This is a genomic window from Micromonospora sp. NPDC048830 (assembly GCF_043198215.1).
Classification (GTDB): domain Bacteria; phylum Actinomycetota; class Actinomycetes; order Mycobacteriales; family Micromonosporaceae; genus Micromonospora.
Map to the genome: position 1 here is coordinate 101,667 of NZ_JBICUP010000009.1, position 14,082 is coordinate 115,748.

Annotated in this window: 14 protein-coding genes and 1 pseudogene; 9 read left to right on the plus strand and 6 right to left on the minus strand. The window is 71.6% G+C overall.

Features of this window, described 5'->3' with window-relative positions; translation table 11 throughout:
- Genes ctaD through ACGFIZ_RS11260 form a run of 9 tightly spaced genes read left to right on the plus strand, consistent with a single transcriptional unit; the run spans position 1 to position 8,138 of the window.
- Entirely contained in the window at positions 1–1,929 is a 1,929-nt protein-coding gene (gene ctaD / locus ACGFIZ_RS11220) for a cytochrome c oxidase subunit I (protein ID WP_393418119.1), read from the plus strand.
- On the plus strand, positions 1,926–2,555 hold the full coding sequence (locus ACGFIZ_RS11225) for a heme-copper oxidase subunit III (RefSeq protein WP_393418121.1): 630 nt from the start codon (positions 1,926–1,928) through the stop codon (positions 2,553–2,555). Before ctaD ends, ACGFIZ_RS11225 begins: the two co-directional genes overlap by 4 nt.
- Complete coding sequence (locus ACGFIZ_RS11230) at positions 2,555–2,956, plus strand: hypothetical protein (RefSeq protein ID WP_393418123.1); 402 nt, start codon at positions 2,555–2,557, stop codon at positions 2,954–2,956. The genes ACGFIZ_RS11225 and ACGFIZ_RS11230 overlap by 1 nt, the downstream gene beginning before the upstream one ends.
- The gene (locus tag ACGFIZ_RS11235) at positions 2,953–3,858 is read left to right on the plus strand and encodes a cytochrome c oxidase assembly protein (RefSeq protein WP_393418125.1); all 906 of its coding nucleotides are present in this window, start codon (positions 2,953–2,955) and stop codon (positions 3,856–3,858) included. Before ACGFIZ_RS11230 ends, ACGFIZ_RS11235 begins: the two co-directional genes overlap by 4 nt.
- On the plus strand, positions 3,855–4,241 hold the full coding sequence (locus tag ACGFIZ_RS11240) for a c-type cytochrome (RefSeq protein WP_393418127.1): 387 nt from the start codon (positions 3,855–3,857) through the stop codon (positions 4,239–4,241). The genes ACGFIZ_RS11235 and ACGFIZ_RS11240 overlap by 4 nt, the downstream gene beginning before the upstream one ends.
- 3 nt (positions 4,242–4,244) lie before the next feature.
- Positions 4,245–5,033 (plus strand): c-type cytochrome, encoded by a 789-nt coding sequence (locus ACGFIZ_RS11245; protein WP_393418129.1) that lies wholly within the window; start codon positions 4,245–4,247, stop codon positions 5,031–5,033.
- Positions 5,033–5,896 (plus strand): Rieske 2Fe-2S domain-containing protein, encoded by an 864-nt coding sequence (locus ACGFIZ_RS11250; protein ID WP_393418131.1) that lies wholly within the window; start codon positions 5,033–5,035, stop codon positions 5,894–5,896. The genes ACGFIZ_RS11245 and ACGFIZ_RS11250 overlap by 1 nt, the downstream gene beginning before the upstream one ends.
- Positions 5,893–7,662 carry a cytochrome bc complex cytochrome b subunit gene (locus tag ACGFIZ_RS11255; protein ID WP_393418133.1) on the plus strand — a complete coding sequence of 590 codons (1,770 nt, stop codon included), beginning with the start codon at positions 5,893–5,895 and terminating at the stop codon, positions 7,660–7,662. Before ACGFIZ_RS11250 ends, ACGFIZ_RS11255 begins: the two co-directional genes overlap by 4 nt.
- Positions 7,659–8,138, plus strand: coding sequence for a DUF421 domain-containing protein (locus ACGFIZ_RS11260; protein ID WP_393418135.1), 480 nt, complete (start codon positions 7,659–7,661; stop codon positions 8,136–8,138). The genes ACGFIZ_RS11255 and ACGFIZ_RS11260 overlap by 4 nt, the downstream gene beginning before the upstream one ends.
- A 34-nt stretch (positions 8,139–8,172) precedes the next feature.
- Here the strand turns inward: ACGFIZ_RS11260 and ACGFIZ_RS11265 are convergent, their stop codons facing one another.
- The 6 genes and pseudogenes from ACGFIZ_RS11265 to ACGFIZ_RS11290 all read right to left on the minus strand — a co-directional run.
- Positions 8,173–8,487: a dihydrofolate reductase family protein gene (locus tag ACGFIZ_RS11265; protein WP_393418137.1), complete on the minus strand. Its 315-nt coding sequence runs from the start codon at positions 8,485–8,487 to the stop codon at positions 8,173–8,175.
- A gap of 95 nt (positions 8,488–8,582) precedes the next feature.
- Positions 8,583–9,422 carry a carbohydrate ABC transporter permease gene (locus ACGFIZ_RS11270; RefSeq protein ID WP_393418139.1) on the minus strand — a complete coding sequence of 280 codons (840 nt, stop codon included), beginning with the start codon at positions 9,420–9,422 and terminating at the stop codon, positions 8,583–8,585.
- Between the two features lie 2 nt (positions 9,423–9,424).
- Positions 9,425–10,375, minus strand: coding sequence for a carbohydrate ABC transporter permease (locus ACGFIZ_RS11275; RefSeq protein WP_393418141.1), 951 nt, complete (start codon positions 10,373–10,375; stop codon positions 9,425–9,427).
- 108 nt (positions 10,376–10,483) lie between these two features.
- Positions 10,484–11,716 (minus strand): ABC transporter substrate-binding protein, encoded by a 1,233-nt coding sequence (locus ACGFIZ_RS11280; protein ID WP_393418143.1) that lies wholly within the window; start codon positions 11,714–11,716, stop codon positions 10,484–10,486.
- Positions 11,717–11,719: 3 nt separating this feature from the next.
- Complete coding sequence (locus tag ACGFIZ_RS11285) at positions 11,720–13,168, minus strand: L-fuculokinase (protein ID WP_393418145.1); 1,449 nt, start codon at positions 13,166–13,168, stop codon at positions 11,720–11,722.
- A pseudogene (locus ACGFIZ_RS11290) lies at positions 13,165–14,073 on the minus strand (2-deoxy-5-keto-D-gluconate 6-phosphate aldolase domain-containing protein); the annotation flags it as partial. The pseudogene ACGFIZ_RS11290 and the gene ACGFIZ_RS11285, both read right to left, overlap by 4 nt.
- Positions 14,074–14,082: the final 9 nt, after the last annotated feature.

A 14,082-nucleotide genomic window follows, 5' to 3' on the forward strand; every position in this document is an offset into this window, starting at 1 on the left:
ATGTCCACCACCACCGGCACACCGCCCGGCGTCGGGCGGGACGACCTGGCTCGGCTGACCGAGCACTGGGAGGAGCCCCGGTCGCTGCGCGCCTGGTTCACCACGGTGGACCACAAGAAGATCGGCCGGCGCTACCTGGTCACCGCCGGGTTCTTCTTCGCCCTCGCCGGACTCGGCGCGCTGACCATGCGTACCCAGCTGGCCCGGCCCGAGGCGGAGGTCCTCTCCCCACAGGAGTACAACCAGCTGTTCACCATGCACGGCACGGCGATGATCTTCCTGTTCGCCACCCCCATGCTGTTCGGCTTCGGCAACTTCCTCGTCCCGTTGATGATCGGCTCCCGGGACATGGCGTTCCCGAGGTTGAACGCCTTCGGCTACTGGGTGTTCCTGTTCGCCGGGCTGTTCATGTGGGCGAGCCTGCCCTTCGGCGCCGCCCCGAACAACGGCTGGTTCGCCTACGCGCCGCTGAACGACGTGCGGAACAACCCCGGCCTGCACATGGACGTCTACGCGCTCGGCCTGCTCTTCCTCGGCATCTCGACCACGGCGGGCGCGATCAACTTCATCGTCACCGCGCTCAAGCTGCGCGCGCCGGGGATGTCGCTCAACCGGGTGCCGCTGTTCGTCTGGGCGATCGTGGCCACCGCGTTCATGGTGATCTTCGCGTTGCCGGCGCTGAACACGGACAACGCGCTGCTCTTCCTCGACCGCCGGTTCGGCGCCCACTTCTTCGACCCGTCCCACGGCGGGAACGTGCTGCTCTGGCAGCACCTGTTCTGGATCTTCGGGCACCCCGACGTGTACATCATCGTGATGCCGGCGCTGGGCATCGTCTCCGCCGTGCTGCCCGCCTTCACCCGCCGGGGCGTCGTCGGCTACCCGCTCATCGTGCTGGCGATCGTCGCGATCTCGATCATCTCGTTCGGGGTGTGGGTACACCACATGTTCGCCACCGGACTGCCGCAGCTGTCGTACAGCTTCTTCAGCGCGGCCAGCACGATCATCACCATCCCGTCCGGAATCCAGATCTTCGCCTGGCTGGCCACCATGCTGCTCGGCCGGCTGGTGCTCCGCGCGCCGCTGCTGTTCGTCATCGGGTTCATCGTGACCTTCGTGCTCGGTGGCTTCACCGGCGCGATGTTCGCGCTGACCGCGTTCGACCAGCAGGTCACCGACTCCTACTTCGTGGTGGCCCACTTCCACTACGTGCTGGTCGGCGGCGCGGTCTTCCCGATCCTCGCGGGCATCTACTACTGGCTGCCCAAGCTGACCGGCCGGATGTACCACGAGGGGCTCGCCCGGTGGGCGTTCTGGCTGTTCTTCACCGGCATGCACGTCACGTTCTTCCCCATGCACCTCTACGGCCTGTTCGGCATGCCCCGGCGGGTCTACACCTACCGCGGCGACCTGGGATGGAACGGTTGGAACCTGGTCAGCACGATCGGGGCGTACCTGCTGGCGGTCAGCCTGCTGCTGGTGCTCGTCGGGGTGGTGCACGCGGTGCGGCGGGGCCGGCCCGCGCCGGCCGACCCGTGGGACGGGGACACCCTCGAATGGTCCACCGCGTCACCGCCCGAGCCGTACAACTTCCTGGTGATCCCGCAGGTGCACAGCGTGCATCCCACCTGGGACGAGCGCACCGTCGAGTCGACCACCTCGGGAGCGACCGAGGACCGCATCCTCAGCCACGGCCGGCGCACCCTGTTCACCAGCGAGCTGGACGCGCGCCCCGAGCGGGCGGTGCAGATGCCGGAGCCCACCTTCAAGCCCCTGGTGCTCGCCGGCGCGCTGCTGGTCTTCTTCGTCGCCATGCTGCTGGCCTGGTACCCGGTCGCCGTCGCCGCGGTGGTGGCGGTGGCGGCGACCGTCGCGGCCTGGCTCTGGCCGACGCGCCGCCCGGACGAGGAACTCGGAGTCGCGTCATGACGGACCGGGGCGGAGTCGTGGCCGCGGCCACCGGCGCCGAGGCGCTCACCACGGAACTGCCGGCGGGCCGGCCCACCGGCTGGTGGGGCATGGTGATGTTCGTGGCCACCGAGGCCACCCTCTTCGCCTGCCTGCTCGGCAGCTACTTCTACCTGCGCTTCCAGTACGGCCCGCAGTGGCCGCCCCCCGGCATCGAGGACCCGACGCTGCTCAAGCCGCTGGTGATGACGGCGATCCTGGTGCCCAGCAGCCTGCCGGTCATGTGGGCCGAGCGCGGCATCCGGCACGGCCAACGCTGGCGGCTGCGGCTCGGGATGGCGGCCACTCTCCTGATGGGGACGACCTTCCTGCTGTTGCAGGGCACCGAGTACGACGAGAAGCTGCACATGTTCAGCCTGACCACCAACGCGTACGGCTCGCTGTTCTACGTCATCACCGGATTCCACGGGCTGCACGTGCTGGTCGGACTGACCATGATCGGCTGGCTGCTCGTCGCGTCCCTGCGCGGCGGCAGCTTCGGCGCCCACCGCCACGACCGGGTCCGCAACGTCGCCATCTACTGGCACTTCGTCGACACGGTGTGGGTGGCCATCCTGTTCACCATCTACCTCTCCCCGCGGTTGTGATGAGCGCCCAGCCCGGTCCGCGGATCCGCCTCGCCGGCGGGCTGCTGCTCTGGTACGGCGTGCTCGGTGGCGCCGTCGCCTGGGCGGTGCACCTGCTCGCCGCCTGGAGCCTGGACGAACTGGCCTGCGCCGCCGGATCCCAGCACATCTCCGGCGTGCCGCTCTGGCAGGCGCTCGGCATCGCCGTGGTCGTACCCGCCGTGGCCACCGCGGGATCGCTTCTGGTGGCCGCGTTCGTGTGGTGGCGGACCGCGCGGGCGCAGGCGGCGGGCGACGCGGACCGGGCGACGAGCCGGTCGCGGCTGCTCGCCGTGGTGGGCGTCTGGGCGAACCTGCTGTTTCTGGCGATCATCGTGCTCGGCGGGGTCGCCGTGTTGGTGTTCCCGCCATGTCAGCGGTGAGCGGCTACCGGGCCCACGGGCCCGGCCCGGGCGACGTCGCGGACGGCCTGCTGACCATGCTGGTCGTCGCCGGGCTCTGCCTGATCGCGGCCGGCTACGGCCGGGGCGTGCACGAGGTGTGGACGCGCCGTGGCCCCGGCCGGGTGGTGCCGGGCCGGCGGGTGGGCGCGTTCGCCGGCGGGCTGCTGGTGGCGCTGGCGGCTGACCAGGGCCCGCTGCATCGGCTGGCGGAGTCCTCCTTCGCCGGGCACATGGCCCAGCACATGCTGTTCGCGCTGGTGGCTGGCCCCCTGCTCGCGGCCGGCGCGGCCGGCCTGCCGCTGACCCTGGCCGCGCCGCGGTCGCTGCGCCGGCAGTTGGCCCGCGTGCGGGCCGCACGGCCGGTGCGCTGGCTGCGCCGTCCGACCCGGTACGCCCTGCTGGCGGGAGCGGGGCAGACCCTCGTCCTGTGGCTGTGGCACCTGCCAGGCCCGTACGTCGCCGCGGTGGACCACCCGGTCGTGCACACCGCCGAGCATCTGAGCCTGGTGGCGGCGGCCTGGCTGCTGTGGGCGCCCGTGCTCGGCGCGGCCGGGCACCGCACCCCGGCACCGGTGTCGGTGCTGCTGCTGGTCGGCACCATGCTGCCCGCCTCGGCCCTCGGCGCGGCCCTCACCTTCGCCCCCGAACCGGTCTATCCCGCGCGCGTCCTCGGCCCCGACCCGCTGGCCGACCAGCAGCTCGCCGGGCTGCTGATGTGGGCGCCGATGGACCTGGTCGTGCTGGTGGCCACCTTGGCGATCTTCCTGAACTGGCTGCTGCAGCTGAACCGGGAGCGACCCGACCGTCTGGTCGCCGCCTGTCCGGGCCGGCCCCCGAAGCCGGCGGCGACCGGCACCACGACGGAAGGAACGGTGCGATGAGCGGTCGGCTCTGGGTTCTGGCGACCGTGCTGGCGGTGCTGCCGATCGTCGCCGTGACCGGGTGCGCGTCGACGTCGCCACCGCCGCCGCCCGAGTCCCGGGCCGGCCGCCCGGACCGGGGCGCGCAGCTGATCGCCCGGTACGGCTGCGGCTCGTGCCACACCATCCCCGGCGTCGCGCGGGCCGACGGACTCGTGGGCCCGCCGCTGACCCGCTTCGGCGCCCGTTCCTACGTCGCCGGTGAGCTGCCCAACAACGCGGACAACCTGCAACGGTGGATCATGGATCCGCAGGCCGTCGAGCCGGGCACCGCCATGCCGAAGCTGGGCGTCAGCGCGATCGACGCGCAGGACATCGCGGCCTACCTCTACACCCTGGACTGATCGATGCGGCGACGACGAGCGGTGACGTTGCCGGCGGCGCATCCACGCCGGGCGCTCGCGGCGGGGGTCGTGCTGGTGCTCGCCGCGGGACCGGTGGCGCTCGCGTCCGCGCCCGGCCCGGCCGCGCCGACCCCGGCGACCACCGCTCCCGCGGCCGACCTGGGCAGCCGGCTCTACCTGGAGCAGTGCGCGAGCTGCCACGGCCCGCAGGGGCAGGGGTCGCAGCGCGGGCCGTCGTTGATCGGCGTCGGCCCGGCCTCGGTGGACTTCCAGCTCTCCACCGGCCGGATGCCCGTGACACAGGAGGTGCAACAGTCGTCGCGCCGGCCGCCGGTCTTCTCCCCCGAGGAGATCTCGGCGCTGGTCGACCACGTGGCCAGCTTCGGCGGCGGGGGCCCGCAGATCCCCCAGGTCGGCCCCGGCGACGTCGTCTCGGGCCGAGATCTCTTCGCCGCCAACTGCGCGCCCTGCCACGGGGCGACCGGCTCGGGCGCCGCTCTCACCAACGGCTGGATCGCGCCGCCGCTGTACGACGCCTCGCCCACCCAGGTCGCCGAGGCCGTCCGCGTCGGGCCGGGACTGATGCCGGCCTTTCCCAGCCAGGTGCTGACCGACCGGCAGGTCGACGACCTGACCGGCTACGTCCGGGAGCTGCGCGGCGAGCGGCTGGACCGGGGCGGCAACCCGCTCGGCCGGCTGGGTCCGCTGGCCGAGGGGCTGGTCGCCTGGGTGGTGGTGCTCGGGCTGCTGGTGGGCGCCGTGCGCTGGCTGAGCCGAAGGGCGGGTGAGTGATGAGCGGCGGCACTCAGCCGAAGGCCGAGCGGGCCGCGAGCCGCCGGATCACCGGCGCGTTCCTGGTGAGCGCCGCCGGGGCGATCGGCTTCGCGGTCACGTACGGGCTGGACGGCGGAACCCAGTGGGAGGGGGTGTGCCTGGCGGTCGCCTTCGCCGGTTTGGCGGTGGGGCTCGCGGTCTGGTCCCGGCGGCTGGTCCGGGTCGGCGGTTACGTCGAGGAGCACGAGGGCTTCACCCCGCCCCCGGCCGAGCAGGCGATGACGGCAGCCGTGCTCCACGCGCCGGACAGCCCCACGCGCCGGTGGGGGCTGCTCGCGGCGCTCGGCTTCGCGCTGACCGCCCTCGGCGTCGCCGCGCTGTTCCCGCTGCGTTCCCTGCTCCCGTCGGGCCGGCAACGCCCGGCGCGGTCGCTGAAGGACACCCCGTGGGGGCCCGGCGTCCGGCTGGTCGACAGCGAGGGACGACCGTTGCGCCCGGAGGACGTGCCCGCCGAGACGCTCGTCGGGGTCTTCCCCGAGGGCGGCGTCGACGTCGGGGACGCCCCCGCGTTCGCGGTCCGTCTCGACCCCGGGCGCTTCATCCGCCAGCCCGCTGGCGGGCACCTCGGCGGACTGGCCGTCTGGTCGCTGCTTTGCACCCACGCAGGCTGTCCGGTACGGCTCTACCTGAAGGGCACCGGCCGGGTGCTCTGCCCCTGCCACCAGTCGTCGTTCGACCTGCTGGCGGGTGCCCGGCCGGTCGCGGGCCCCGCGGCCCGGCCGCTGCCGGGACTGCCGGTCGAGGTGGGCTCCGACGGCTACCTCCGGGCGACCGGCGACTTCACCTCGCCGCCCGGCGCCGGCTTCTGGAGCCGGCCATGATTCTCGGCAGCCTGGCCCGCGCGCTGGACGACCGGTTCCGGCTCTCGCCCATCACCCGCCGGGCGCTGGCGAAGGTCTTTCCGGACCACTGGTCGTTCATGCTGGGCGAGATCGCGCTCTACTCGTTCGTCACGCTGATCCTCACCGGGGTCTACCTCACCTTCTTCTTCGACGCCAGCTCCGCCGACCGGGTCTACCACGGCTCCTACGCTCCCCTGGACGGCGCGACCACCTCCGCCGCGTACGCCTCCACCGTGCGGCTGAGCTGGGACGTCCGGGCCGGCCTGCTGATCCGGCAGACCCACCACTGGGCGGCGCTGGCCTTCGTCGCGGCGATCACGCTCCACCTGGCCCGGATCTTCTTCACCGGGGCCTTCCGCAAGCCGCGCGAACTCAACTGGCTGATCGGCGTGACCATGCTCGCCCTCGCCCTGGCGAACGGCTTCACCGGCTACTCGATGCCCGACGATCTCGTGTCCGGGCTGGGCCTGCGGATCATCACCTCCGTGGTGGAGTCCATCCCCGTGGTCGGTACGTGGCTGGTCGCACTGGCCCTGGGTGGCGAGTTCCCGTCCGACGAGATGATTCCTCGGATGTTCGTCACCCATGTGCTGCTCGTACCGGCCGTCCTCGTCGCTCTCATCTCGCTGCACCTGGGTGCCGTGGTTCGGCAGAAGCACACCCAGTTCCCGGGCCCGGGCCGGACCGAGCACAACGTGGTCGGATCCCGGCTGTGGCCGAGCTACACCCTGCGTACCCTCGCCCTCTTCTCCTGGATCCTGGCGGTGCTGTTCGCCCTCGGCGGCCTGGTCCAGATCAACCCGGTCTGGCTGTACGGCCCGTTCGAGCCCGCACAGTCGACCTCACCGGCCCAGCCGGACTGGTACGTCGCCTGGGGCGACGGCGCGCTGCGCCTGTTCCCGCCGTGGGAGTTCCGCATCGGCGGGTACCTGGTGCCGGCGCCGTTCTTCCCCGGCGTCGTCCTCGGCGGGCTGACCTTCCTCCTCCTCTACCTGTGGCCGTTCCTCGAACGGTGGCGCACAGGCGACCGCCAGCTGCACCAACTGCTCGACCGGCCCCGGGACCACCCGGCCCGGATCGGCATCGGCGTGTGCGCCCTGACCTTCTACGGTCTGCTCGTCGTGGCCGCGGGTGACGACATCCTCGCCCGGCTCCTCCGCGTGCCGGTCTACGACCTGCTCACAGTGTTCCGGATCCTGGTGCTCGTCCTGCCGGTCCTGGCCGGTGTCCTCGCCTTCCTCGTCGCGCGGGCGCTGCGCCGCGGGGAGGCATCCTCGCTCGGTGAGCTCACCCGCGCCGACCTGCGCCGGGCGACCCGCCCCGCGCCCCGGCGCCCGGCCCGCGAGGACGAACCCGAGGTCCCCGACCTGCACCGACCGGGGCAGGTCGAGCTGTGGCCGGAGGGTGCGCTGTGGCGGTGGCGCTACCGGGACGACACCGGGCAGGTGACTCTCACCAGCAACCGGGCGGTCACGTCGCGGGAGGAGGCGGTCGGGGCAGCCCGGCTCGCGTACCCGGGCGTGGACCGGGCGGTGGTGCCCGGCCCGCCGCCGCCCCCGCCGCCCGGCCGGGTCCGCACCGCACTGCGCCGCTGGGGTCGCGCCGCCGCCGCCGGATCGCTTCTGGTCGGCCTCCTCCTCGACCACCGGCGGCGCGGCGGCCGTCGGGGGCCGCCCCCGCCGGACCCGGCCGAACCCGGGTCGCCACCGGCGGACGAGCCCGCCGGACCGAGCGGGCGGCCGTGAGGGCGCTGATCGGGCACCCGCCCGAGCTGGTCTGGGTTGGGCTCAAGGCGGTGCTGCTCTACGTCACCGCCGTGGCCGGTTTCCGGATCAGCCGCCGCCGCACCGTGGGCGACGTCTCTCCGTACGACTTCGTGGCCGCCGTCGCGGTCGGCGCCATCGTCGGCCGGCTGCCCAGCGCGCCGGACGCCAGCTACCTGGCCGGTATGGTCACCCTGCTGGCGATCCTCCTCGCCCACGCCGTGCTCACCCGGGTCCGGTTCACCCGGCTGGGCCGTCGCCTGGTCGACCACGCACCCCTGCTCCTGGTGGCGCACGGCCAGGTCCTGGAGGACCAGTTACGCGTGGCCGGCCTGACCCGTGCCGATCTCGACGCGCTGCTGCGCGGGCACGGGGTGACCGACCCGGGTGGGATCGACTTCGCGGTGCTGGAGCAGCAGGGCCGCCTGTCGATCGTGGCCCGGGCACCAGCCGGATGAATGGACCCCACCTTCGTGCGCCGGCAGCCTTGGCTCAGCGGACGCGGTCGTAGACGAGAGCCAACGTGCCACGCTCGCCGGCGGCCTGGCTGGCGAGCGCCCACTGCCCCGAGGGCAGGCCGTCGTCGAAGAGGCGCGGCCCGCCGCCGAGGAAGACCGGGAAGATCGTGAGCGCCAGCCGGTCGACCTCGTCGGCCGCCAGCAGCGCCTTGATGACGCTCGCGCTGGAGAGCACGAGAATGTCGCCGCCCTCGGTCGCCCTGAGGTCCGCGACCACCTCGGTGGTCGGCTTGTCAACGACCGTCGTCCGCTCCCACGGGGCCTCGCCGAGAGTGGAGGAGAGGACCACCTTGTCGGTGTCGACGAGCCACTGCGCGAAGCCCTCGTCGCGCGGCCCATCGGCCGGGTTGGCTCACCCGTCGGCGGCGGTATGGGTCGTCGCCGTCATCCCTTGACGCTTCCGGCGGCCATGCCCGACACGATGTAGCGCTGCATGAGCAGGTAGAGCGCCACGGCGGGCAGCGTGTAGATCATTCCGACGGACATGACGGTCTGGACCGGTGTGCTGATCTCCCCGATGAATCCGGCGAGGCCCACGGACATCGGCTGGAGCCCGGGGTCGGTAAGGAAGCTCACCGCGAAGATGTACTCGTTCCACCCGTGGAAGAACGCGATGACGGACCCGGCTGCCATGGTGGGCGCGACGATGGGAACGATCACTCGCCACAGGATGCTGACCGGTGAGCAGCCGTCGATCTTGGCCGCGTTGTCGAGGTCGCGTGGCACGGTGTCGATGGCGCTCTTGAGGATCCAGGTCACGACCGGCAGCACGAAGGCGGTGTTGCCCAGTACGAGCCCACTGCGGCTGTCCAGCAGATGGAGCGTCTTGAACACCGACAACAGCGGCACGACGAGCACCGCCTCGGGAAGCATCTGGGTCACGAGGAGCCCGATGCCGACGAGCACCTTGCCACGGAAGTCGAACCGTGACATGGCGTAGGCGATCGGCACGGCCAGTGCCATCGTCAGGACCGTCGTCCCAGCGGCGATCAGGGCGCTGTTGGTGAGCCAGTCGACGATGGTCGTGTCACTGAACACGTCGGCGAACGTGCCCAGCCCGGACGGGTCGGGCAACAGGGGTGGTCGATCGCCGAACAGTTCGTCGTCGGTACGGGTGGCGGTGATGAGCATCCAGTAGAACGGGAACACGGCGAGACCGACGAGGGCGAGCACGACCGTGACGGCCCCGGTCAGCCCCATTCGGTACTTGAGTCCATGACGCATGGCTAGGCCGACTTCTCTGCTCGGTTGGTGACGACGAAGAAGATGACGGTGATCGCCAGTGAGATGACGACCCCGACGAACCCGACGGCGGCCGCATGCCCGAGCTCACGCTCGACGAATCCCCGCCGGTACAGGTCGATGACCAGGGTGTTGGTGCTCCCGGCCGGTCCACCCTGGGTCATCAGCCAGATCAACTCGAAGCGGCGGATCGACCAGATGGTCATGAGCAGCGCCAGGATCGAGATCGTGGGCCGGATGACCGGCCAGGTGACGGCCCGGAAGCGTTGCGTCCAGGTGGCTCCGTCGAGCAGCGCCGCCTCGTGGAGTTCGTCGGGAACGGCCTGCAGCGCGGCGAGGATGATCACGGCGGTGAAGGGGAACAACTGCCAGATCGTGATGCAGAGGATCGTGCCCAGGGCTCGGGAGGTGCTGTCGAGCCACTGCCCGTCGGTGGGCGCGAGGCCGACGCCGCCGAGGGCGTCGTTCACCACGCCGTACTGGGGGTTGAAGATCCACGCCATGATGAGCGCGACGGCGACGGCCGGCGCCGCCCAGGGGATGATCAGCAGCGATCGCGCGATGCCGCGGCCCTTGAAGTTGCGGTTCATCAGGAGCGCCGTGCCGAGTCCGAGGAGCATCGTTCCGGCGACGCAGGCGATGACGTACACGATCGTCACGCGAACGGCGCCGAGGAATCCGGGATCGGCGAGGACGTCGCGGTAGTTGTCCAGGCCGATCAGGTCGATGCTCGTGGGGTTGAGCAGGCTCGTGTCGGAGAAGCTCAGCACGACCTGCTGAAGGAACGGGATGCCCTGGAACGCCACGAGGTAGCAGACGGCCGGCGCCGCGAGGAGGTAGGGCAGCAGGCGCTCGCCCGCCCGTCGTCGCGGTGCCGGTTTCGGCCCGCCGACACGCTGGCGGCCGCGCGTCGATGTCGCGTCGAGTACGGACATGTGTGGCTCGTTTCGTCGGGGGACGGGCGTACGCCCGGGGGGATGTACCGGCGGGACGGGGGCGGGGAGTGGGGGCGGCACGGCGCCGGCCCCCACTCCCGTGGGCGGCTACCTGCCGGCGAGTTGTTTGGCCTTCTCCTGCGCTCCGTCGAGGGCCTGCTGGATGTCGCCGCCGGTCTGCAGCGCGTTGAGCACCGCTTGCACCACCGCGGAGCGGATCCGCGGCGTCTCGACTTCGAGCCCGGTCGGGATGAACGAACGCGCGTGGTCGCTCTGCGCGTCGAACACCTTGACGAACGGCGACTTGGTGAGCTCCTCCGTGGTCCGTTCCACGGGGGTGGCGACGAGGCTTCCGCCGAGGAAGCCCTGGACGGTCGTCTGCGCTTCCTTACCGAGGAACCAGCGGACGAACGCCTCGGCCGCCTTGGCGTGCTTGGTGTTGGCGTTGATGCCGATGGCGGCCATCACCTGGCCGATGGTCTGCGTCGGGAACGGTGCGGGCGCTGCGGCGATCGGGATGTCGGGGTTGGTGCCACGAAGAACGGTGGGGATCCCGCCGTTGTCGATCATCATGGCGATCTTGCCCGAGGCGAACATGCGGCGGTAGTCGGCGGCGGTCGAGCCCTTCGGGATGACGCCGGCCTGGTAGACGTCGGCGTACGCCTTGACACCGGCGACCGTCTGCGGGCTGTTGATCGTGGGGTTGCCGGCGTCGTCGCTCCACGCGCCGCCCGCGCCGTAGACGAAGTTGCTCAGGTCGTACCAGACACCGGCCTCCTCGGCCTGGGTGGTCCGGAACGCGAAGCCGAACCGGCCGTCCACCGTCTGTTCGTGGGCGACCCGGACGAACTCCTCGAACGTCGCCGGCGGCTTCGGGACGAGGTCGGGGTTGTAGATGAGCGCGTAGTTGGAGACGTCGAGCGGGACGCCCCACTGGTGGTCGTCCATGACGAGAGACTCGGCGGCCGCGGTGAGGTCGACGTCCTTCACGACATCGTCCAGCGGACGGATCAGTTTCGCATCGGCGGCCTCGTAGATGTTCATCTGGTCGAACGCGATGACGTCGGGGCCCTTGCCCTGGCCGAGCTGGGTGAAGATGGTCGTGCCGAAGGACGCGAACGGGATGGAGACCGGTTTGACGACGTAGTCGTCCTGACTGGCGTTGAACTTCTCCAGCAGAGCCGTCAGTTCCGGGCCCCGCTTCGGCTCGCCGAGCATCGACGCGGCGAAGGTGATGGTTTCCGGGCCGTCGCTGTCGGTACCGGCGGAATCGCCGCAGCCAGCGAGGAGGGCGAGTGCGGTCACGGCGCAGACGCCGGCGCCGAGTCGGTGGTGTCGCATGCCTTACCTCTGATCTTCTCTGCCGCCAGGAACGCTGGCGAGGTGATCGGCAGGGTCGACGGGCGCACGGTGGTGGTGGGAGGCGTTGTCGACTGCCGGGTCGGTTGGTGATCCGGTGATCCGGATCGGGGGGATGGCACCGGCGGCCATCCGGGCGAAGTGCGCGGCACCGAGGCTCGTGGCCTCGGAGATGTCCGGCAGTTCGTAGTCGCCGAGATAGCGGCGCTTGATCTCGCGGACCGCGTGGCTGGTCAGCCCGCCACCGGTCATGATGCGTCGGCGGGCGGGGATCCCGGCCACGACGTCGAGTTGGTGGACCAGGTAGGCGGCGCGTTCCTGCACCGCCTCGATGACGGCTCGCCACACCTCGGCCCGGTCCGGTTCGTAGTCGATGTTGGTGAGCTGAGCCTGGTCGAGCCAGACGTTCGAGACGCGGGGTCCGTCGGCCCGGGGAACCACGGCGAGCGCCGCCTCGTCCAGCGCCGGCAGCTCGTCGCGCTGGATTCCCATGAGCTTCAGGAACCGCCCCATGCCGATCCCGCTGCGCACGCTGGCCATGGCCTGCAGCCGGCCGGGAAACACGTCCCGACCGACGGACAGCCCGCGGTTCACCGCATCCACCAGGTTGAGCGCGTTCCACGGGCGCTCGGGAAGGTGCCGGATGATCGCCTCGCCGGTGCCGCACGAGTCGACGAGATCGGCGTCGTCGAGGGCGCCCAGCCCGACCGCGGCCACGAGGTGGTCGAGGCCGGCGATGGTGACGTGCGCGCCGCGGATCCTGGCCGGCCCGGTCGTCACCGGGCCGAGCGAGGTGCCGGCCCCCACCCGGTCGGGCAGCAGGGTCGGCGGCACGCCCGCCCAGGCGCTGGTCTCCTCCGACTGCCGGCCGGAGACGACGTCGAGGAGTCCGGTGCGGCTGGCCAGTGACGCCTCGCCGGCGAGCGCCCCGGTCAACCGGAACGCAAGCCACTCCTGGATGCTGAGCCACCGGACCCACTGCGACAGCGGGGCGTACCGCTCGGCCAGCCAGGCGAACTTGAACAGCGACGGCTTGAGGTTCACGGGCAGGCCGCTGCTGCCGGTGAACGCCTCCAGGCCGAGCGTGACGGCGAGCCGGTCGAGCTGGTTGGCGCCGTGCACGTCGTACCAGGGCAGGCCAGGTGCCAGGACGTCGCCCCGCGCGCCCAGCGGCACGCCGGTCTCGCCGAACCCGGTGAGCCCGATGCCGACCACCCGGCCCACCGGGTGGTCGTCGAGCAACGCCTCGAGGTGCTGGAGTACCTCGTCGAGCAGCCGGTCCGGGGCGAGGAGCGTGGCTCCCGCCGCACCCTCCCAGGGGGTGGCCCGAGAGCTCAGCGCGACGGCGTTCCCGTCGGCGTCCACGATCTGGATCTTCGTGTACGTCGTGCCGACGTCGACGCCGAGATAGAACTCGTCGGCCGCTCCGGTCATGGGAGGTCCCCGGCCCTGCCCTCGAAGGCGTTCACGTACGACACGAACCGGTCGGCGATCTCCGCGCGGGCCTGCTCCGGGTCGAGGCGGCCGGTCATCAGCCCCTCCAGGCTCGGCGCCCACGTGCTGCGGCCGATCGCGAAGCCGGTGAAGCCGTCGGCCTGTCCGGCCGCGCGCAGCCAGCGCAGGATCTGTGCGTCGTCGGCGCCACGGCCGAGAACGATGCACTCGACGTCGTCGCGGCCGTCCGCCCGCGCCTGGGCGGCAACCGCCTGGTACTGGTCGACGGTGGCGAGGCCCTCGACCTTCCAGATGTCCGCTTCGATGCCAGCCTGCTGGTAGGCGCGGATCGTGTCCACCATGATCTGCGGGCGCAGCTCGGCGTCGAACCGCTCCCGGTCGCCGCCGACCGCCTCCAACTGCTCGACGGACGGGAGCACGAGAAGCTCCAGCATCAGCCGCTGACGCCGCGGGGACACCCACTCCGAGAGCTCCCGGAGCCGGGACATCGAGACGGCCAGGAGGTCGGCCGGCAGCGTCTCGTCGGCGATGGCGAGCACCTTCACGTGGTCGGGGTCGAACGCCTCGATGTGTACGTCGAACTGGTCGCCGTACTCGAGCTCGAAGACCCGTTGCAGGCTGCGCTCGGCCGGCATGGCCAGTACGAGCCCCTGTCCGGTGACCTCCCGGGCGATGTCGGCGCCGTACTCCTCGTCGACGAGGACGCCGAGGGTCGACCGCTGCAGCCCGCGTGCGGCGATCGCGAGCGGCAACGACTCCCAGATGACGCGCTTGAGCGCGGAGTAGTCGACCGGCCGCCCCTGGTAGGTGCCCCCGTGCTCGCCGAACATCTTCGTCAGCGAGGCGCGGTGGTCGAAGGCAAGCATGTACAACGTGCTCATCGGGTGACTCCG